We start from the raw sequence: 19193 nt of genomic DNA on the forward strand, positions 1-19193 counted from the left end.
CCGAACTATACCTTTTACCGGTACAATATGAACATCTATAACCCCGCTTTTGCGGGAAGTTCGGAGTCGGCAGAACTCTCGTTGGGCATCAGGAGCCAATGGGCGGGCATCCAAGGGGCACCGGAGAGCCAAAGTGCGATCTTCGGGATGCCGATGGGCAGGAACCTTGGCCTCGGGGTCTCCATCCTGAACGACAAGACCTTTATAGAGCACCAGACCTGGGTGGCCATCGATGTGTCCTATCACATACAGTTGGATGGGGACCATACATTGTACTTTGGTATCAAGGGGAGCGCGAATTCCTACGATGCCAATACCGATGGATTGATCACCTACGGAGTGGGGCAGGACGGGGCACTTGTGGGCTACGAGAGCCGTTTCACGCCCAATGTGGGCGCCGGGGTGTTCTTGAAGCACGACAGGTATTTTGTTTCGGTGTCGGCACCGAAGCTGTTGACCCCTGACCGTCTCCAGGAGCGTGATGGCAATGCCTACCTGGGTGTGGACCGTATGCACGCCTATCTGAGCGGGGGGTACACCTTTCTCCTCGGCAAGACCCTGGATCTGAAGACCATGGGGATGTTCCGTTACGCGGATGCCTCGCCCATGTCCCTGGAACTTACGGGGATCTTGGATTTCGGGGAGCGTTTTGAATTCGGTGCCTCCTACCGTTTCGATGAGAGTGTCAGTGGCCTGGTGCTGTTCAATATCAGCAACGGGCTGAACATAGGATATGCCTATGAGACCGCCCTGCAGAGCCCGATCAATGGGTTGGACAACAATACCCACGAGCTTTTCATGAGATTGAGGATGTAATTAAATAAATCGTTTGGTCTGTTTTGATTATTCCTTGAAAAGACAAGTTTTATGAACGTTAACCGCTTCCTGTACTCTTTTGAAATCGGTTACCTTTTTAGGTTAGGGAACTTAACATGGAAATAAGCTTTTCCTTGCTCAATGGTTTTACAATATAATCGGTGACCTCGCTTATGGCCTTGGCACGTTCCATGTCCGTAGGGTCAATGGAGGATGAGATTACATATATGGTTATTTTCTTGCCTATCCGGGGCTTAAGAAGGAGATAATTCTCAAGAAACTGCCATCCATCCATAACGGGCATGGTCAGGTCCAACAATATGATATCGGGAATCTGGTCAGGGTTGCCTATGGCGGCTTCCAAAAAATCGATGGCCAATTTTCCATTGGAAAAGATCTTAATGGATTTCACAAAATCAAGACTGGCCAAGGTCCTTTCAACAATGAATTGGTAGGTATCGTCATCATCCACCAAATAGAGGGTGTCAATTGCTTTCATATGGAATCGTTTTTAATGAATTGGACATAAAAGGAGCTTCCCTTCCCAAGTTCGCTCTCCGCATGGATGGAGCCTCCCATGGTCTCCACTTGGGTCTTGGTGATGAAAAGGCCGAAGCCCTTGGCATCATGGTTATGGTGAAAGGTCTTCCGTAGGCCGAATAATTTCTTTCCATTCGCCTTCATGTCTATGCCAATCCCATTGTCCTTCACTTCCATCCAAATGGAACCGTTTTTTACATAGCTTTTCACTTCCACTTTCAATTTTCTATCGGGCGAACCATATCGAATGGCATTGCTGAGAAGGTTCTGCATAATGCTCAATAAATATTTTTTGGGATAATGGATGGTAGGTACCTTGGTAAAATTGGAACGTATGGTACTATCGGGATGGATGATATTGATATTGAGGGATTCCACTACTTTGTCAAAGCAGTCCTGAAAGAAAAGGTGTTCCCTTGCTATTTCACCATCCTGACGAATCTGAAGTGATTCTATGAGTTCATTGAATATTTCATTGAGGAGATTGACGGGTTTGGCTACCCTATCAACAAGGAGTTTTTGCTCTTCAAAGCTTTCACATTCCTCGATCATAGATGTCAATAAAAGAAGGTTGGAAAGTGGCGCCCTTAGGTTGTGGGAAACGATAAAACAAAAATCTTCCAACTGTTTGGTCCTGTGTTTCAGTTCAAGTTCCTGTTTTTTCTGCTTGGTGATGTCAAACCGAATGGAGACATATTGATATGGTTTGCCACGGGCATCGAGATAGGGCACTATGGTAGTGGCGACCCAGTAATATGAACCATCCTTTGCCTTGTTCCGGATATCGCCGTTCCAGACCTTGCCCTTGGCTATAGTCCTCCATAGGTTGGTGAAGAATTCCGGCTCATGGTAGCCGGAATTGATAATACGATGATTTTGTCCGATCAGTTCGTCGTGTGAAAATTTGGAAATCTCACAAAACTTGTCATTGACGTAAGTGATATTGCCTTTGGTGTCCGTGAAGGCTACAATGGCGGATTGGTCCAGCGCAATCTTTTGTTGTTCCAAATCCGTAAAGACACTTTCCAGGTATTTGAACAATTGTCCTTTGTCCGGTTCCTTGTCTAACATAAGCTATTTTACTGCTTAAATTGGTTAAGGGGAGAACATTACACCCTAAAATTACATAAAAAAATGAAATGATTTCCTTTGAGGTCTGTAAGACAATTTTTATGCACTGATGCATTTAGAGATTTTGAGGATGAAAGAGCTTCCCGCACCATTCATAGTTTGTGCTACTTTTTTTATAAAAGTTATGATAGGAATTTAATCATCCCTAATGTGCACCTACTATGGTTCATTGGAATTTCCTGGACGTTTTAACGGATTAAAAAGCTTTGGTATTGTATCTTCATTTTCAGCAATTGATTTGACCAAAAGGCTTCAATTGGCCCAAATTGAATTCCTCGGAAATTGTTTCTGTTTTAATAGATGTTTTCAATTTTAAGTTCTTCCAATACCATTGTTTGAAGCATTTTTAACTCCTTGTTGTAATCCACGGTTTCGGCCTCGCTTTTCTTCAGTTCGGACAAGACTTCGAATTCGAAATGGCTCTCCCCATATTTGTTCCAATCATGTTGCAATTCTTTGATCCTGTGGTTCCCTAACTTGAGCTCCATTTTATGCCGGTTCCATTTCGACTCCATGTCAACACTATTGTCGATTAATACCCTACCGTTGACCAGATTTTTTACTTGGTAAACCCCCATGGGAAATTGCATTTGTTTATATGCGTCTTTAAATTCCTTTTTTGTCTTCATTTACTTAAACCAATCGTTTCATTACTGTTTTTCTATCTATAATCTGGATATGGACACCGACCCAATGATCCAAAAGGTGAAAATGGCCGTTCCTTTCGTTTCGATTTTTTGTTTTTTCAAGGAATGTCACAATTCCACAAAGGTTTTTTCCGGTCTTCATCCAAGTGGCCGCAATATAATGATCTTCCTCAATGGTAGCGATAATCTCATTCATATCAAGGAAAGGGTCATATGGGCCAATGCGTTTGATATATTCCGCATGGGTATACTGCTCAACTTTTCAAATCTGTTCCGTATTTTTCCCATAAAACCTCTTAGGAATAAGTCATTGTTTCTTGCCAGTTGTGCTTTCAAATTCAGCGGTTCTTTTTATTTGATCGTCCAAGTTCCATTCCAAGGGGAACCTTCTATTTTTCAAATATTGGGTCATTGGCTCCAGTCCAATTTCAGCACGTCTTTTATCGACATTTTCCGGGTCAACAATGGGCCAAACATCAAAGGTTTTGGTCTTGGGGTAATATTTAATTTGTCCTCCGTAGACCTGAAGCTCCCCGCGATCGGTAGCGATCCTGTCCTCCGTCCTTGCCAACAACCAGGGGCTTAAACGCTTATTCTTTGTGGCTTGTCGCATAAGTGTAAGGTAACCAAGGCGTATTTCAGGACTGCTGTGCTGAATTACGTTACAAATGGTCAAATTACCTTGTTCACCAATTTCTTCGTAATCTGGCCATCCATCTTTTAAGATTTCGGCTATTTTTTGTTCATTGACCTTATGGTTCCTTTTATATAGGGCTTGATATTTTTTATACGCCTCGGATTCATCGCCGGATGCATGGAATGCCGAATCCCTTTTTCTAATGGGGATTTGCTCGTTTTGCCATATTGTATCCAAGATTGTGGCCAAATCCATGGGGGTTGGTTGTTTTGTTTTTTTTTGTTCTTTAGGTTCGATTTTTCCATTGCAGGCCATCACGATCAACGCCAATAGGAAAATCCCTGTCCCGATTTTATTCATTGTTGATTTGTTTTTATGGTGCATTATATATTTCAACCGCTTTTCGGATAACCTTCATTTGGGTTTGAATGGAGTTTCTTCTTCGATAGATGCTATTGGTCTTAAAGGCCAAAACCACATCGATCTCTGGATAGACGGTAATGTTCTGTCCAAGGGCGCCTTGAGCGGAATAGGCATTTTTGAGCCTCAGATCCGTGGTATTTTCTATAAGCCACCACATGTAGCCATATCCCAAATCAAGCCCGTCTTTTTTTAGTAGTGGCACGCTTTTCTGTGCCTCCAAATAGGATGTCCGTTGTTTTAGAACCTCATGGACCCAGTCTTTGGGGATTATTTGTTTCTCTTTCCATTTACCGTTACGGAGCATTAAGAGTCCCATACGAGCCATGTCCCTGGTGGAAAACCACATATGGTATGCAGGGAACTTTGATAGTTCTTTATTACCGCTTTTCTTTTGTAGTCCCCTGTCCCAATCTTGCATTTGCAAGGGAAGGGCCAGTTGGGAATTGATTTCATCATAGATATTGCTTTGGGTCTCTTGTTCAAAAATATATCCCGCTACATTAAAGTCCCAATTGTTGTACAGCCAATGACTTCCTGGTTCGACCGAACCCCGCTCCGGGGCAAACCTTCTGAAATCTCCACCATTTGAAGCTCTTAAATAGACTCCTGAGCGGGCAGAAATCAGATCTTTTATGGTAGCCCTTTTTTCTATGGGCAGAAGCTTGGTAACATCATTGATTTTAAGGTCCTCCAAGGTCATATCCAAATCAATCATGCCATTATCAACATATTTGCCGTACAACAAGGCAAGGACACTTTTTCTACAGGAGGCGATGTAACTGTTTTCACTGATGTTTCCGTACTCCATTACAATTTGTCCTTTATGGACAAGCACCAAACCGGTTATATTGGTACTGTCTGCTATGAACCTTGTAAATTCAGAGCACGCAGTATTGGGCCAGCCCATGGCTTCTCGATTTTCCATACTTGACCATGTATTTCCCGGATAGATTTGTGCTTTGCTTTCGCAGCTTAACAATAGAAAACAGAATGAATAAATCATCCACAGTATTTTATGCATATCAGGTATGGTTCAAATTGGTTAGAATTTTATTGAGCGTAAGTTGCAGTTGTGCCAATTCTTCTTCGGTTATTCCAGCAAACGCCCTTTTTCTGTTTTCGGCTATGACCGGAGTCAGTTTTTCCAGTATTTCTTTTCCTTTAGAAGTTAATTCAATGTTGAATCGTCTACGATCCTCTGGTCTGATGGACCGCTTTAAGAACCTTTTCCTGACCATAAGTTCAATCATTCTGGTCAAAGATGCATTGTCTTTAAAAACCAATTCGGCTATTTCATTTTGACTAAGTTCAGGACGGTCATTTAAATACTGCAGTATCAACTTTTGATCTACGGTAATATCATTGACCACTTTTGAAAAATTTTGCTTGGAGAACCTTCTATACGTTTTAATGGTACGTTCGATGGTGTAGAAAACCGTTTTGGCAGGAATTTCCATGGTCTATATTTGATATATTTATAATTGATATATCAAATATATGAAAACCATATTTATAAAATCGATTTATGGATCGGTTGGCGCATGCTGGATAGTTTTGCTACGCAAATGTTACTGAAATAATCAAAAAAACAATTAGGGTTTTTTGTGGGTTAGTTGTCATAGTATTGAGCTACAATCAACTATGCTTGTGGCTACACTAATCAACCTCCATTATGCAAAAGCTATCCATTGCTTATGTAAAAAAAGCTTTTTTGTCCTTTTTCGGGACAAAGGCTGCTACCATCTATATTGCCCTATTTGCACTCAGCATAGGGGTGGCCACTTTTATTGAGAATGATTTTGGAACCAGTTCTGCCCAAAAATATGTTTATAAAACAGGTTGGTTCGAATTGCTCCTGTTACTATTTGCTGGTTCCATAATCTATAATATCATCCAATTCAGGATGATTCAGCAACGAAAGTGGGCCTTGTTCCTTTTTCATGCTGCCATTTTGGTCATCCTTTTAGGTGCTTTCATCACCCGATATTTTAGCTATGAGGGGGTTATGCATATTAGGGAGCACACCACATCCAATTCGTTTTTGTCTTCGGATAGTTATCTAAAGTTCAAGGTCCGGTCCAGTGGGCAGGATTATGATATGCAGGAACCGGTACTTTTTGCTTCCATGGGCAAGAACAAATGGAAGGAAAGTTATTTGGTGGACAATCATCTAATCAATATCGAATTGAAGGAATTTGTGCCCAACCCTGTTCAAAAAATCACCTCTGGTCTTATGGGTAAACCAACCCTAAAACTTGTGGTGGCCGGGAACAATGGTCGTGAAGAATATTTTTTGACACAAGGAGAAAACAAGCGCATTGGATCTGTACTTTATAATTTTAGTTCAGCAAAGATGCCCAATGCATTTAATATTGATTTTAGGGATGGGCAATTGATGTTCGATTCCAACAAGGATATGACCGTAACGGTCATGGCCACCCAAACCAGGGACACCATTCTGGCCCATGAACCTTCAAAACCTCTTCAATTAAGGGCCCTTTATTCTGATGGGACCAACAATGTGGTTTTTCCAGAATTCAATGAAAATGCGTCCACCACGTTGGTTTCAGCATCTCCAAAGGTCAGGAACGACAGCCAAGTGGCCATCCTTTTAAATGTTTCAGTGGATGGCGCGGAAAAGGAAGTACATATTTACGGGAACCGAGGTTATGAGGGAAAACCGGAGATCGTCAATTTTGATGGAACAACCATTGCCATATCCTATGGTTCCAAAACCTATACCGTACCCTTTTATGTGAGACTCAATGATTTCATCATGGACAAGTATCCTGGTACCAGTAGTGCATCTTCCTATGCCAGTGAAGTGACCTTGTTGGATGAAAGCAACCAGGTAAACATGGATTTTAGAATTTACATGAACCATATTCTAAACTATAAGGGGTACCGATTTTTTCAATCTTCGTTTGATCGGGATGAGCAGGGAACCTATTTGAGTGTCAACCATGATTTTTGGGGCACTACTATTTCTTACTTGGGATATGCGCTGCTCACTTTGGGCATGATCATGACCTTGTTCAGCAAAAAATCAAGGTTTTATGAATTGTCACAAAAAATAAGGAAGATAAGGTCCAAATCGGTGCTTTTGTTCCTGCTACTTTTTGGTACAAGTGTTTTTGCACAGAACCGATCAACAGTAGCTGAACCTATCCAAAAGGAACATGCCCAGGCTTTTAGTAAACTGGTGGTGCAGGATTATAAGGGAAGGATGAAACCGATGCACACCCTGAGCAGGGAAATTTTGCGTAAAACCTATCGAAAGGAAAGCTTTGATGGTTTAAATGCCGACCAAGTGATATTGGGTATGTTCTCCAGGCCACAGGAATGGTACCACAAAAAATTGATCAAGCTCGGGGAACATAAAGAAATTCAAAAAAAAATCAGTACCGGTGGCGGTTATGCTTCTTATGCCGATTTTTTTGACCAGGCCGGAAAATATAAATTGAACTCGGAGGTACAGCGTGCCTATGGGATGGATCCTGCGGATAGGGGTACTTTTGAAAAGGAATTGCTCAAAATTGATGAAAGGGTCAATATCCTCAATATGGTATTCTCGGGCACGCTTCTTCGATTGGTCCCAGATCCCGATAATTCCGACATGACCTGGTTGTCGGCACATACCCATCAATCGCATGGGAACGAGGCCACCGTTTCCGACCGGTTTTTTACCAATTATAAGGCAGCCTTGAACTCAGGATTGGATTCCGGAAATTATGCTGATGCGGATAAACTGGTTTCCGATTTAAAGGAATATCAAATTCAAAAGGGTGGGACCATAGTTCCATCCGACACCAAAATATCCCTTGAAATTTTATTGAACCAAATGAACATTTTTACCCGTTTGGCCATTTTCTATATCCTAATGGGATTGGTTCTTTTGTTCTTTCTGTTTTTATCCGTTTTTAAGCCGCAATTGAATCTTAAGAAGATACATGCGGTATTGTTGGTATTGGTGGTGGTAGGTTTTGTGTTCCATACCGTGGGATTGGGATTGAGGTGGTATGTGTCCGGACGAGCTCCTTGGAGCAATGGTTATGAATCCATGATTTATATTGGATGGACCTCTACCTTGGCGGGTTTGCTCTTTACCCGAAAATCGCTTGGAGGATTATCGGCGACCATGGTCTTGGCAGCCATTATTCATTTTGTGGCCACGTTGAGTTTTCTGGACCCTGAAATTACCCCATTGGTGCCCGTCCTGAAATCTTATTGGCTTACCATTCATGTTTCCTTGGAAGCAGGTAGCTATGGTTTTCTGATGCTTGGCGCCATCATAGGGTTGATCAACCTTATATTGATGCTGTTTCTGAACAAATCCAATTTGGACCGAATCAAGAAAATGATCACCGAAATGTCCTATATCAGTGAAATGACCTTGATTGGGGGACTGTTCATGGTAAGCATTGGAACCTATTTGGGTGGTGTTTGGGCCAACGAGTCCTGGGGTCGGTATTGGGGTTGGGATGCCAAGGAGACTTGGGCATTGGTCACCATTTTGGTGTATGCCTTTATTTTGCACATGAGGCTGGTCCCCCAGTTAAAAGGTTTGTTTGCCTATAACCTGGCCACCATATTTGGTTTATCATCCGTTATCATGACCTATTATGGGGTCAATTACTATCTCTCCGGTTTGCATTCCTATGCTACGGGAGATCCAGTACCTATTCCAACCTGGGTGTATATTGTAGTGGCATCCATAACCCTCATAAGCATTGGGTCATACCTTAAAAAAAGAAAGTTTCCGGAAATTTCTTAGTGGATCATTCTACAAGGACCCCATGCTCGAGGATAAGGTCATAGGCATAACCGGCACCAAAATCCTGATTCAGATGTACAACGGCACGCATGGTAAATTCCTTTCCCTCTGGGATATAGGAATCGGATGTGATCACTAGATCGTAATCATCCTTGCTTCCGTCTTTTACATGGATCCAGTTCCTATCCATGATGTTTGGGTTGATCTTGGTACATATTCCCTTAATTTGAATGGTATGGCCTTCAAACTTTTTTGGGTCGTTCACAACATCAGCAATCCTAACAGTTCCCTTGTGCACTAACTCTTGATCGGAATGCATGGGTATATCTTCCTTGGAATCCATGTTTGGAGATGGCATGTTCGAAGGACTGGCATTGTTGATATGTTTGGAATGATCTCTGGAAACCAAATTGGAAACCAGATAAATGGTATCGAACATGCGTTTGTACTCCTGGCTTTCAAAGTTGGTCTTTAATAGTCCACCTTGATAGAAGTAGTCTTCTCCAGGGGCCACTTCCATTTTTCGGGTTGCGATCCAGAAAGACTTACCAGCCTCCGTAACCTTAAGATAAACATAGCGAGTAGTGGGCAGCACTTCTTCCACCTTAACCTGATGAAGGGCATCTCCAAAGGGATTGGTGGCAGGTTTGACCTCGAGTTTTGGGTCTACTTGAAAAGGATTTTCCACATTGGCCACTCCTTTATCGGTACTCGGTTCTACTATTTTTGGACCATTGTTACAGGAGCTTGCCCAAACCGAAAGAGCAATCGTAATTCCTAGCTTATAGTGCATTTTATAAAACATTATCTTTTGTGTTTGCTGTGAAATCTTTGAACCAAACGGGTATAGACCCTATAGTTTTTGCTGTCATTGTACATGGAGAATTCTCCCGTGATACTGAATAAAAGTGTTCTGTTGATATTATAGGATACATCTGCCCCCATATAATGCTGCAACAGGTTATCCGTGATATTGGAATAATTGTACTGAACCAATCTATAGTAGAGATCCGTGTACAATCGATCATAAAAAAAAGAACGGGAATGCCGGACTGATGCTATATTGCTCAACAGGTAGTTCGATTCATTACGATTATAGGAAAATGACGTTCTTCCATCCATAAATGGGGTGTGGGATAAAGTCAGGTAACCGTAAATGTTGTCGGATTTGTTCTGTTGATCACTTTGGAATCTTTTACTATAACTAAAACCCGTTAAAATATTCTTGAAGGGTCTAAAATTCATTCTGCCCCGAATTCCTTGTCTGGCGAGGTCGTCATCCAACAATTGATCTAGATCGGTTCGGTAGGTTTCATAATATATGATTCGTTTTCGTGTATCATAGGAAACCATAAGGTTCACCGCCTTCGAAAAGCGATACCGCAAGGAGGAATAAAGGCTGGTCAACCTCAATTCATTTTTTGTGGTATAATCCACTTTGCTGTACAGGTCAAGTTCGGCGGAGGTGAAAAAGTTCAGATTTTTTGATAGGGTACTGGTATGCTGAACATAGGCATATCTTCTGTCAATATCGCCGTTTCCCCGTTGCTCTATTAAACCCAAAGTGGTTTGGGCGTTAATGTTTTTGGAATTGGTGTTAAAGCCATAATAAGCACCATACTCCAACAGGTCGGGGTTATAACCAAAATTGAAAATATCGGGCCTGGAACCCACCAGAAGCCCCACATAACTATTTCCAAATTGTTTTTCTGCCTGTAAACCATCTATGGCCCCCAACGAAGAAATCTTTGGGTTGATGTTACGGCCTAGCAGCAGATTAAGGGTAGGGGAGGCATCATAACCTACGGAAAAATTATAAACCCTTAAAAGTGAAGTGTTCTGCAGGTTGCTGGTGGGCTCGTCAAAAATTTGCCGAAAGTTCAAATACACATCAGCGGAAACCTTGGAATCGTTGATATGATCGGCATCTATGGAAAGCCTACTCATCAACCGGTGCCTATCTGCCCGGTCGTTGGAAACCAAACTATAGGTAGAAGCAGAAATCCTGGCCCTGATTTCCTGTAAATAAACAGGGTCCTCTTCCGCAAGTTCCACGGTATCACGCAATGAAGAGGGAACAATTTTTTCTTCGGCAACCACTTTCCTCTGTCCAGTTGGGGGGATGAAGGTAACCTTGGCACCCTTTTCGGCACCACAATCAAATAAAGGTACACAGACACAGGATGTGGAGGACATACTGCTGACCAAGAGACATGGACTTCCTGTTTTTCCATCCAATCTTAAGGAGTCACCCACTTTTATGGAAGCGGTATTTTCAAACCGAACGTAGATGTTGTTGGAAGTAACAAAGGAAACTTGTCCTGTCACCACTCCGTCCTGTGCAGAAAGCAATGATCCCACAAATAGGAAAAATATCGTTATTGCAGGTTTAACCTTTTTCATCAACTTCTCCCGTTCGGATGGCATTCGTAACATGCCATACTATTATAACTGTATCCGTTTACTTCACTGTGGTCATTGTTGGTCTGTGATTGTCCATGGCATTGGAAACAGGAGAATTCCGCATAATTACTCGAATTAATGTGGCAATCGGTACAATCGCTCCATGCCTGTCGGTGTGTTCCCGAGTATATGGGAAAATATTGGCCGTCATGATCAAATTCCGCAGGGGTCCATCCTGGGTTTATAGTATGGCACGCGGCACAATCGGTTGGAAAATTGGCGGCCAAGTGATTGGGATTGGAGGTTTGATCATAATCACTTTGATGACAAGTGACGCATTCCGAGGATAATCCTGAATACGTACCGTTTGTATGACAACGGGTACAATCCTGAATGTCATGCCCTTGGGTCAAGGGGAAAAAGTCGTGGTTGATGGTTGCCGGTGTCCAGCCAGGGCTAGTGGAATGGCATGAGGCGCAATCCGTGGAGAAGCCACTGGTTTGATGATTTGGGTCCTGTGTTGCCAAATAATCATCCTGATGACAGGAAACACATTCAGGGGAAAGACCTGAGTAAGTGCCGTTGGTATGACATTGGGTACAATCCTGAATATCGTGTCCCTGGGTCAGTGGGAAAAAGTCATGGTTAATGGTGGCAGGTCTCCATCCAGGGGCTGTGGTATGGCAATTGACGCAATCTGTGGAAAATCCGCTGGCTTGATGGTCGGGATCTTGGGTCGCTGCATAGTCATTTTGATGACAACTTATACATTCAGGTGAAGCATCTGCAAAATTTCCGGTCGTATGGCATTGATTGCAGTCTTGTATATCGTGACCTTGGGTCAGTGGGAAAAAGTCATGATCAAGCATCGCAGGCCTCCATCCTGGCAAGGTGGAGTGGCAATTGGCACAATCCGTTGAAAAACCTGCAGTTCCGTGATTTGGGTTTTGCGTGCTCGCATAGTCGTTTTGGTGACAGCTAACACATTCAGGTGAAGCATCCGAATAATTGCCAGTGGTATGGCATTGGGTGCAATCCTTGATGTCGTGCCCTTGTGTCAATGGGAAAAAGTCGTGGTTGATGCTTTCCGAATCCCATCCAAAGCCAAGTGGGTTATGGCATTCGATACAATCCATGGAATAGCCTGATTGTTGGTGGTTGGGACTTTGGGTCGCCAAATAATCATCGCGGTGGCAAGAGACGCATTCATTCCCGATCCTGTCGAACCTTAAATTCGTTTCAGAGGTATGGCATTCTATACAACTTAGGTTTCCATGGGACCCTACAAGTGGAAAGCCATTGGATTCATGTATTTCCGGAATGTTGGCCACCAACCATGTTTCGGTATCATGGCAACGCATACAGTCATTACCTACGGATTGACTGTGCACATCGGTATGGCAGGATACACATTCCATTGGCGCCCCTTTGAAGGTAAGATCCTGATGGCACATTTTACAGTCCACCAATTCATGGGACCCTTCCAATGGATAATCGGTTTTATTATGATCGAACTGTAGCGTTCTGTAGTCTATTTTCCAACCAAAGGGATTATGGCATTTCTCACAGGCCATTTTAAAGTTTTTCCCATGGGGGGATTGTGCCGAAATCGAGATAAGGCCAACAAAGAATACTATTGCAAATGACAGTCGATACATCTAAATTTTCCCAGTTTATAAATGGTTTCTATTTCTCCGTCCGCATTGGCCACTTCATGGCATGCACTACAAGCAATTTTTTCATGTTTGCCTTCCAGTGGAAAGTTGGTTAGGTCATGATCAAAACGTTTCGGGAACCAGCTATCCGTAACATGGCACCGCGTACAATCTGTAACACCGTCAATCTCAAATACCCTACCATGAACATTTTCATGGCATGTATTACAATCTGTACTTAAATTAGCAAATTCTTGGGTCCAACCTTTTGATTCTGTGGTATTTTCGACAAAATGACACTGTCTGCATTCCACTTCAAGGTGTTTGCCGTCCAACGGCCAATGGGTCTTGCTATGATCAAATTGTACACCGGTCCAGTTGTCGTTTCCATGGCAATAGCGGCAATCATCCTTAGGATAATATTTGGCATCGATATAACCTTCATGAATGTCCTGGTGGCATTCCACACAGGTGTTGCCCAAATTCCTGAAAGACCATTTTTGGGTGCGCTCGTCCACGTGACATGCAAAACATGGGGTGGCCATATGGGCACCCTGTAAGGGGAAATTGGTCTTTTGATGTTGCTCCAACGTAAAAAGGCTGTAGTCAAAACCGTGTTCCAAAGAATGGCACTCCACGCAGTCTGGCTGGATGCCATTTTTGGTAAATTCCCCATGGTGGTAATCGGTATGGCAATTTTTACAATCCGTAAAATCAATGGGGTCTTTAAAGCGTTGTTTGTGGCATTCACGGCAATCCACTCCAATATGTTTGCCTTCCAATGGATAATCGGTGACCGTGTGGTCAAAAAAATCCATGTTCCGCATGGAGAGAAAGCTTGTTTCCCGATGACATTTGGCGCAATCCAGTCCGTAAACACCATTGTGCACATCCTGATGGCACGTGGCACATTTGTTTTCGCTTATACCTTTTTTATCTTGAAATATACGCAAGGGGTCATGGGATTGGGAATGACAGGCAAAACAATCCAAGCTTTGATGGCTTCCCCGGAGTTCAAAGTTGGTGGTGTTGTGATCAAAATTTCCTTGACCGGAGAAGGTCGTAAAAGAGTTTTCTGTATGGCACTGGGCACATTGTCCCGGTAATTGTGCGTTGTGCGGGTCTTCATGACAGCTTACACAATCATTAAAGGCAACACCGGCAAACTCTTGAAATGTTGCTCCGTTTTTGGTGGTCATTGGGTGGCACTGCTTGCATTCCACATTTTGATGTTCTCCTTTTAAGGCAAAATCCGTGGCATCATGGTTGAACAATGGGGCCGGCTTAAACCCTTCCATATCGTGGCATTGTTTGCAATCGCCGGGTAAAGTGGCCTGATGGTAGTCTGAATGGCAGGTAAGACAGGTTTCATCCAATCCAAGAAACGTTTTTGGTTTCTTTTTCAGTTCCTTGTCCTTTATGTTGCCTGAGGTGTGACATTCCTTACATTCAACGGTGGCATGACTTCCTTCAAGTTCATAACCGGTGATCAAATGGTCAAAAGTTGCTTCATCAAAGCGCAGCATGTCAAATTTACGACCGTTGTGTTCGCCATGACATTCGGCACAATTTTTTCGTACCACATCCGGGTTTCCATGTAGGCCAGTTTTTCGGTTTACCAAGGATTGAATTTCTTTATGGCATTCCAAACATTTGGTATCCAATACCTTGTCTCCTAATTTGTGGCATTTGGTACAATTGGTCAACCCTTCAAGTTCCGCATGTGCATCGGTAAGGGGACCAGGGGAGATTTGTCCGAAAACGGGCATTGCCATCAACATGATTAAAAGGGCGATATGTTGGGCAACGCGTTTCATTTATTTTTTGTGGGATTTCATCACATGTCCGAATCGCTTGGAGATTTTAACCCCCGCATTTTCTAAAAATTTGGTGGGCAATTCACCTCCGGCAAAAATATATACCAGGTCATTGTCCATCTCCTCGGGTTCTTCATTGGATACCTTTATTAAGATACTTTTATCCTTGATAGACACCAAGTTAGAATTAAAAATGACTTGTAGCAAGCCTTCATTTATGGCGTCTTGTATCTTATCCCTATTTTTTGGTTTCAATCTGGAAAAAGTATCATTTCGGTATGAAAGGGTGACCTCATTCTGTTGCATAAGCAGCATTGCGGATTCAATGGCGGAATCTCCTCCTCCGACCACAACGATTTTTTTGTCATGGATCAATTCAGGTTCCAACAGTCTATAGGCAACTTTCTGACTTTCCTCGCCCGGAATACCCAGTTTTCTGGGAGTTCCTCTCCTTCCAATGGACAAAAGGACCTGATGGCACAAAAATTCTTCCTCGGTGTTCGTCACGATTTTGAACACATCATTTTCAATGGGAACTATTTTATCCACCTTGGTTTGCTCCCTAATATCCAATTGGTGTTCGGATATCACCTTTTTCCAGAGCTGTAAAAGTTCGTCCTTGTTGGTATCGAACAGTTTGACTTTTCCATATAAAGGAAGGTCCATTGGCGCGGTCATCACAATTTTGGAACGTGGAAAGGTATAAACTGTACCACCTAAGGAATCCTGTTCCAAAGTTACCGAGGTAAGACCGTTTTCTTTTGCGGCCAAGGATGCTGAAATTCCGGCGGGTCCTGCACCAATGATCACTAGGTCCAATATGTTTTCCTTGGAAGGTTTTTTGGATTTAAGGATGCTTTGAACGGCCATCTGCCCTTGCTCAACGCTATTTTTTATCAGCCCCATTCCGCCGAGTTCCCCAGCTATGTACATGCCCTTTATATTGGTTTCATAATCCTCACTTACATGTGGCAGGTCTACTCCTCTGGATTCCGTACCGATGCGAAGCGTGATGGCTTCTACCGGGCAAGCGTGAAAGCAGGCACCGTGTCCTACACAATTAGATGTGTTGATCACCGTGGCAACACCGTCCACAATGCCCAGAATATCTTTTTCCGGGCATGCGGTAATGCAGGCACCGCTTCCGATACAACTTTTAAGATCAATATGCGGATGAAGGGAAACAGGTTCGAACAGACCCTCGATCTTGGCGATGGCTACCTTTTCTTTGGTTCGCTTGTATTTCTTGTTCTTTCCCCAGAGATAAAAGGATACGATCAAGCCGCAAAGGAAAAAAACCGTTCCGTAGATGATCAGCTGCTCCAAGAATAGTGAATCCATTAGAATATCCATTTATATCCAAGTGCTACGGTAACGGACACATGGATGATTACAATGATCAACATGATAATAGCAAATGGCATGTGCACCACATGCCAATATTTAAAGAGCCTTTGCATTTTTTGCAACCTTGAAATTCGTTTGGAAAGCTTGAGTTCTTTTTTTGCCATTCCCAAGATTTCGCGCCTATCGGATTTTGGGAGGTCTTTTCGTCCCAAAACTTTTCGGAGATAGGACAGTTTTGTAGCACTGTCCACATCATTGTCCTCGCTCATAAGATTGGAGACAATATCGATGGTGTTGGTGGCCAAATCGAATTTTTGGTGCAGGACCACGGCAAAATCTATTTTCAAATCCTGAAGCTCGGATAGTGTCAATTCCCTTCCTTCGATGGTCCTTGGGATTTGGTTGTAGATAAATCGACCAAGGACACCACTCAGAACAACTGCCGTCATACTCCAGAAGGCAATGGAAACGATTCCCCCAAACTTGAAGGCCGTATGGAATAAAATCAATATTGGTCCTAGGGTACAAAGGAAAATATGGAATTCGAGCAGGTGTTTGAGTCGAATAAAACGGCCCAAAAAATTGTATCGTTTCCTTGCAATGTAAAGGAACACTCCAAGTGCAATCATAAAGGTTCCAATGACACCAAGCCCTTGACCATGGATCCCACTGGGTTTAAACCAGTGATGTTGGGGATGGTAGAAACGGTCTTCCAAGGGCAATGAATAATAGGTAAACCCAGTATATCCCAAATAAAAGGTGACTGCCATGGTTACAAGTACCATGGTCGCAACATAGATTTTATGTAAACTGTTGCTCAAGGTTGGGGTTATTTTTACGCCACAATTCTGTTAACGTATTTCTATTTTATTGACTTTTCCAGGTTGTTCTATCTACAAGACAACTGAAACCGTACTTACCCTACCTGATTTCTTAAAAAAATATTAAAAATTTTAATTTATGCCCAAAGTTTATGGTAATCAACCTCATTTATTGAAAGTGAACGGTAATTGATCCATTTTATCATGAAGGCTAAGAGTCCCTTGGATGTCCTGGTAAAGGGAAAAATACTGAAAACGTTTTTTAGGATATTCCTGAAGATTATTTACTTGAATTCTAGGAGGTCAAAGCCCAGTGGGGCCTTGATATGTTCCTATAATGTCCAGGATTTCCAATGGTTTGCCAAAAGGTTTGGGCCAAGGGTTTCACCCAGATGAATCCACTACCTTGTTATTTTACGTTTTTGATCGGAACATATGCGATAGATCATCCTTTCGGTTATTGTTCCATGCGGTGGTTTTTAATCCTTGATTTCCAGTCTATAAAACTCTTCCAGGTCGGTATTACTGTTCATATTGACGCCAAGATCTTTAATGATACCGGTTCCGACCCCATATACCCAACCATGAAGATGTAGTACCTGTCCCTTTTTCCATGCGGTTTGCACAATGGAGGTCTTGGCCAGATCGAGCACCTGCTCCCTTGTATTGAACTCAACAAACCGGTCAAAACGTAATTCCGTGTCCTCAATACCTTCCAAACTGTTCTGGTGAAGTCTATAGACATCCCTTATATGTCGGATCCAATTGTCCACCAATCCGTAGGAATGATTTTCCATGGCAGCCTTTACACCTCCACATCCATAATGGCCGCATACGATGATATGGGTTATTTTGAGCGCATTTACCGCATAATCAAGGACACTCAACATGTTCATATCCGAATGCACGACCATATTGGCAATGTTGCGGTGAACGAAGACCTCGCTGGGTTGGGCACCAATAATTTCATTGGCCGGAACCCTACTGTCCGAACAGCCGATCCACAGGAGAGGGGGTTGTTGACCCTTCTCCAATTTCTTGAAGAATTCTGGGTCTTCGGCCAATTTGGATGCCACCCATTTTTTATTGTTCTCGATTAAATTTTTATAGAATTCTGAGGCCATTACTGTTTTTTATAATCCCATGTCTGGGTTCTTACTAAGATCGATAACTAATTCAATGCCGCCTTATAGGTTAGGTCAATACCACCAACATCAATGGAAACACCGGATCCATGTCTTTTGGTCAAATAGGTGAATTTTTCCCCCCATTTGATTTCGTTGGCTTTATAGGAAGATTTTGAATACACTGTTTGCGAAAAAGACTCATCAAAGGCCTTTATGAAGATTAGGAACTCGGTATCCCTTTCCATCATTTCATCTGGGGAAATCCCCAACAATGGACTGTTTTCGGTAATTGGATGTACAATGGTCCACATCGTGGGAAATAGGATCACCTTGGATCTTTCAAGTTCCAATAGATGGAACTCCCGGGAATCAGGGTTGTCCTTTCGCTGCATGGAAAGGGTCACGGAAGCTTCGACTTCAATGAGTTGGTTGTTTTTGGGATTAACCACCCGGAACATAAAACCATTAATGTCCAGATAGGGGGCAATCAAGCCAAAAGTACTATATTTTATGGAGGCATAGGGTTTGGAGAACCGCCCGTACATCAGTCCAGTGGCCAAGGCAAACAGTAAAAGCCCCAAGAGGGATTCGGTGGCGGCCACAATATTGGCAGGAAGGTTCAAAGGGGCTACTTGGCCGTATCCCAGTGTTGTAATGGTCTGGGCACTGAAGAAAAAGGAGTCCAGAAATTTTTCCATGGTCGTAGTCCCACGAATTCCCGTTAAATGCTCGGTGCCAATAATAACATAAAGGCTTGCAAAAAATAAATTTATTCCAAAATAGACAGTGACGAGTATCGCAAAAAAAGAAGGCCATGACATGGTTACCAAGGAGTGGAACATGTTGATGCGCTCCAGCAGGGGAACATTATGTTTTCTTACATTGAATGTTCCATCTTTGTTCAGGGCCCGATATCCAGTGGTACCTGTTCGGGTATCCAGCCCTAGATCCTCGTATTTTGCTTTTCGTCTGGGTCTCAAAACCTCATTTTATTAAAATCCGATTAACGATTTTAAAAATACACATTTTGGTTTTGAAATTTTATTTTCATTAAG

General features: G+C 42.7%; 17 protein-coding genes. 2 read left to right on the forward strand and 15 right to left on the reverse strand.

All coding sequences use genetic code 11. The annotated features are described in order from the left end of the window. Nucleotides 1-816: PorP/SprF family type IX secretion system membrane protein (locus D2U88_RS08335; RefSeq protein WP_147378556.1), on the forward strand; the 816-nt coding region annotated here is incomplete at its 5' end. Nucleotides 817-913: 97 nt separating this feature from the next. Here D2U88_RS08335 and D2U88_RS08340 read toward each other — a convergent pair. The 7 genes from D2U88_RS08340 to D2U88_RS08370 form a co-directional block, all read right to left on the reverse strand. Then, nucleotides 914-1315 carry a response regulator gene (locus tag D2U88_RS08340; RefSeq protein ID WP_119639904.1) on the reverse strand — a complete coding sequence of 134 codons (402 nt, stop codon included), beginning with the start codon at nucleotides 1313-1315 and terminating at the stop codon, nucleotides 914-916. Beyond that, nucleotides 1312-2427, reverse strand: coding sequence for a PAS domain-containing sensor histidine kinase (locus D2U88_RS08345; RefSeq protein WP_119639905.1), 1116 nt, complete (start codon nucleotides 2425-2427; stop codon nucleotides 1312-1314). Before D2U88_RS08345 ends, D2U88_RS08340 begins: the two co-directional genes overlap by 4 nt. Nucleotides 2428-2780: 353 nt before the next feature. Continuing rightward, nucleotides 2781-3065 (reverse strand): GIY-YIG nuclease family protein, encoded by a 285-nt coding sequence (locus tag D2U88_RS08350; RefSeq protein WP_147378563.1) that lies wholly within the window; start codon nucleotides 3063-3065, stop codon nucleotides 2781-2783. 55 nt (nucleotides 3066-3120) lie between these two features. Continuing rightward, complete coding sequence (locus tag D2U88_RS08355) at nucleotides 3121-3330, reverse strand: hypothetical protein (protein WP_119639907.1); 210 nt, start codon at nucleotides 3328-3330, stop codon at nucleotides 3121-3123. 111 nt (nucleotides 3331-3441) lie between these two features. Further along, the gene (locus D2U88_RS08360; protein WP_235855756.1) at nucleotides 3442-4131 is read right to left on the reverse strand and encodes a DUF6624 domain-containing protein; all 690 of its coding nucleotides are present in this window, start codon (nucleotides 4129-4131) and stop codon (nucleotides 3442-3444) included. A gap of 13 nt (nucleotides 4132-4144) precedes the next feature. Then, nucleotides 4145-5119 carry a serine hydrolase domain-containing protein gene (locus D2U88_RS08365; protein WP_182859137.1) on the reverse strand — a complete coding sequence of 325 codons (975 nt, stop codon included), beginning with the start codon at nucleotides 5117-5119 and terminating at the stop codon, nucleotides 4145-4147. Nucleotides 5120-5216: 97 nt separating this feature from the next. Then, complete coding sequence (locus tag D2U88_RS08370) at nucleotides 5217-5651, reverse strand: MarR family winged helix-turn-helix transcriptional regulator (protein WP_119639910.1); 435 nt, start codon at nucleotides 5649-5651, stop codon at nucleotides 5217-5219. Between the two features lie 215 nt (nucleotides 5652-5866). On the opposite strand from D2U88_RS08370, the gene D2U88_RS19815 reads away from it, so the two are divergent. Next, nucleotides 5867-8968, forward strand: a complete 3102-nt coding sequence (locus D2U88_RS19815; protein ID WP_119639911.1) for a cytochrome c biogenesis protein CcsA — start codon at nucleotides 5867-5869, stop codon at nucleotides 8966-8968. Nucleotides 8969-8972: 4 nt separating this feature from the next. Here the strand turns inward: D2U88_RS19815 and D2U88_RS08380 are convergent, their stop codons facing one another. The 8 genes from D2U88_RS08380 to D2U88_RS08420 form a co-directional block, all read right to left on the reverse strand. Next, the gene (locus tag D2U88_RS08380) at nucleotides 8973-9761 is read right to left on the reverse strand and encodes a GW dipeptide domain-containing protein (RefSeq protein WP_182859139.1); all 789 of its coding nucleotides are present in this window, start codon (nucleotides 9759-9761) and stop codon (nucleotides 8973-8975) included. Nucleotides 9762-9772: 11 nt separating this feature from the next. Beyond that, nucleotides 9773-11371, reverse strand: coding sequence for a hypothetical protein (locus D2U88_RS08385; protein ID WP_119639913.1), 1599 nt, complete (start codon nucleotides 11369-11371; stop codon nucleotides 9773-9775). Beyond that, entirely contained in the window at nucleotides 11371-12945 is a 1575-nt protein-coding gene (locus D2U88_RS08390) for a cytochrome c3 family protein (protein ID WP_147378565.1), read from the reverse strand. Before D2U88_RS08390 ends, D2U88_RS08385 begins: the two co-directional genes overlap by 1 nt. 59 nt (nucleotides 12946-13004) lie before the next feature. Next, nucleotides 13005-14843 carry a cytochrome c3 family protein gene (locus D2U88_RS08395; RefSeq protein WP_119639915.1) on the reverse strand — a complete coding sequence of 613 codons (1839 nt, stop codon included), beginning with the start codon at nucleotides 14841-14843 and terminating at the stop codon, nucleotides 13005-13007. Next, nucleotides 14844-16184 (reverse strand): NAD(P)-binding domain-containing protein, encoded by a 1341-nt coding sequence (locus D2U88_RS08400; RefSeq protein ID WP_119639916.1) that lies wholly within the window; start codon nucleotides 16182-16184, stop codon nucleotides 14844-14846. It lies immediately after the preceding gene. Then, nucleotides 16184-17011: a hypothetical protein gene (locus tag D2U88_RS08405; RefSeq protein ID WP_235855757.1), complete on the reverse strand. Its 828-nt coding sequence runs from the start codon at nucleotides 17009-17011 to the stop codon at nucleotides 16184-16186. The genes D2U88_RS08400 and D2U88_RS08405 overlap by 1 nt, the downstream gene beginning before the upstream one ends. Before the next feature lie 479 nt (nucleotides 17012-17490). Then, entirely contained in the window at nucleotides 17491-18135 is a 645-nt protein-coding gene (gene can, locus D2U88_RS08415; protein WP_119639918.1) for a carbonate dehydratase, read from the reverse strand. Nucleotides 18136-18182: 47 nt separating this feature from the next. Then, entirely contained in the window at nucleotides 18183-19118 is a 936-nt protein-coding gene (locus D2U88_RS08420) for an ion channel (RefSeq protein ID WP_119639919.1), read from the reverse strand. Between the last annotated feature and the right edge of the window lie 75 nt (nucleotides 19119-19193).

The sequence above is a fragment of the Flagellimonas aequoris genome, from assembly GCF_003584165.1.
Classification (GTDB): domain Bacteria; phylum Bacteroidota; class Bacteroidia; order Flavobacteriales; family Flavobacteriaceae; genus Flagellimonas; species Flagellimonas aequoris.

Bases quoted from the DNA above. Each gene is read 5' to 3' on its own strand.
- D2U88_RS08370 (WP_119639910.1), bottom strand. From the start codon at position 5,651: ATGGAAATTCCTGCCAAAACGGTTTTCTACACCATCGAACGTACCATT.
- D2U88_RS08395 (WP_119639915.1), bottom strand. From the start codon at position 14,843: ATGAAACGCGTTGCCCAACATATCGCCCTTTTAATCATGTTGATGGCA.
- D2U88_RS08390 (WP_147378565.1), bottom strand. From the start codon at position 12,945: ATGGCCTGTGAGAAATGCCATAATCCCTTTGGTTGGAAAATAGACTAC.
- D2U88_RS08365 (WP_182859137.1), bottom strand. From the start codon at position 5,119: ATGGAAAATCGAGAAGCCATGGGCTGGCCCAATACTGCGTGCTCTGAA.
- D2U88_RS08400 (WP_119639916.1), bottom strand. From the start codon at position 16,184: ATGGATTCACTATTCTTGGAGCAGCTGATCATCTACGGAACGGTTTTT.
- D2U88_RS08385 (WP_119639913.1), bottom strand. From the start codon at position 11,371: ATGAAAAAGGTTAAACCTGCAATAACGATATTTTTCCTATTTGTGGGA.
- D2U88_RS08360 (WP_235855756.1), bottom strand. From the start codon at position 4,131: ATGAATAAAATCGGGACAGGGATTTTCCTATTGGCGTTGATCGTGATG.
- D2U88_RS19815 (WP_119639911.1), top strand. From the start codon at position 5,867: ATGCAAAAGCTATCCATTGCTTATGTAAAAAAAGCTTTTTTGTCCTTT.
- D2U88_RS08350 (WP_147378563.1), bottom strand. From the start codon at position 3,065: ATGGGGGTTTACCAAGTAAAAAATCTGGTCAACGGTAGGGTATTAATC.
- D2U88_RS08345 (WP_119639905.1), bottom strand. From the start codon at position 2,427: ATGTTAGACAAGGAACCGGACAAAGGACAATTGTTCAAATACCTGGAA.
- D2U88_RS08380 (WP_182859139.1), bottom strand. From the start codon at position 9,761: ATGCACTATAAGCTAGGAATTACGATTGCTCTTTCGGTTTGGGCAAGC.
- can (WP_119639918.1), bottom strand. From the start codon at position 18,135: ATGGCCTCAGAATTCTATAAAAATTTAATCGAGAACAATAAAAAATGG.
- D2U88_RS08340 (WP_119639904.1), bottom strand. From the start codon at position 1,315: ATGAAAGCAATTGACACCCTCTATTTGGTGGATGATGACGATACCTAC.
- D2U88_RS08355 (WP_119639907.1), bottom strand. From the start codon at position 3,330: ATGAATGAGATTATCGCTACCATTGAGGAAGATCATTATATTGCGGCC.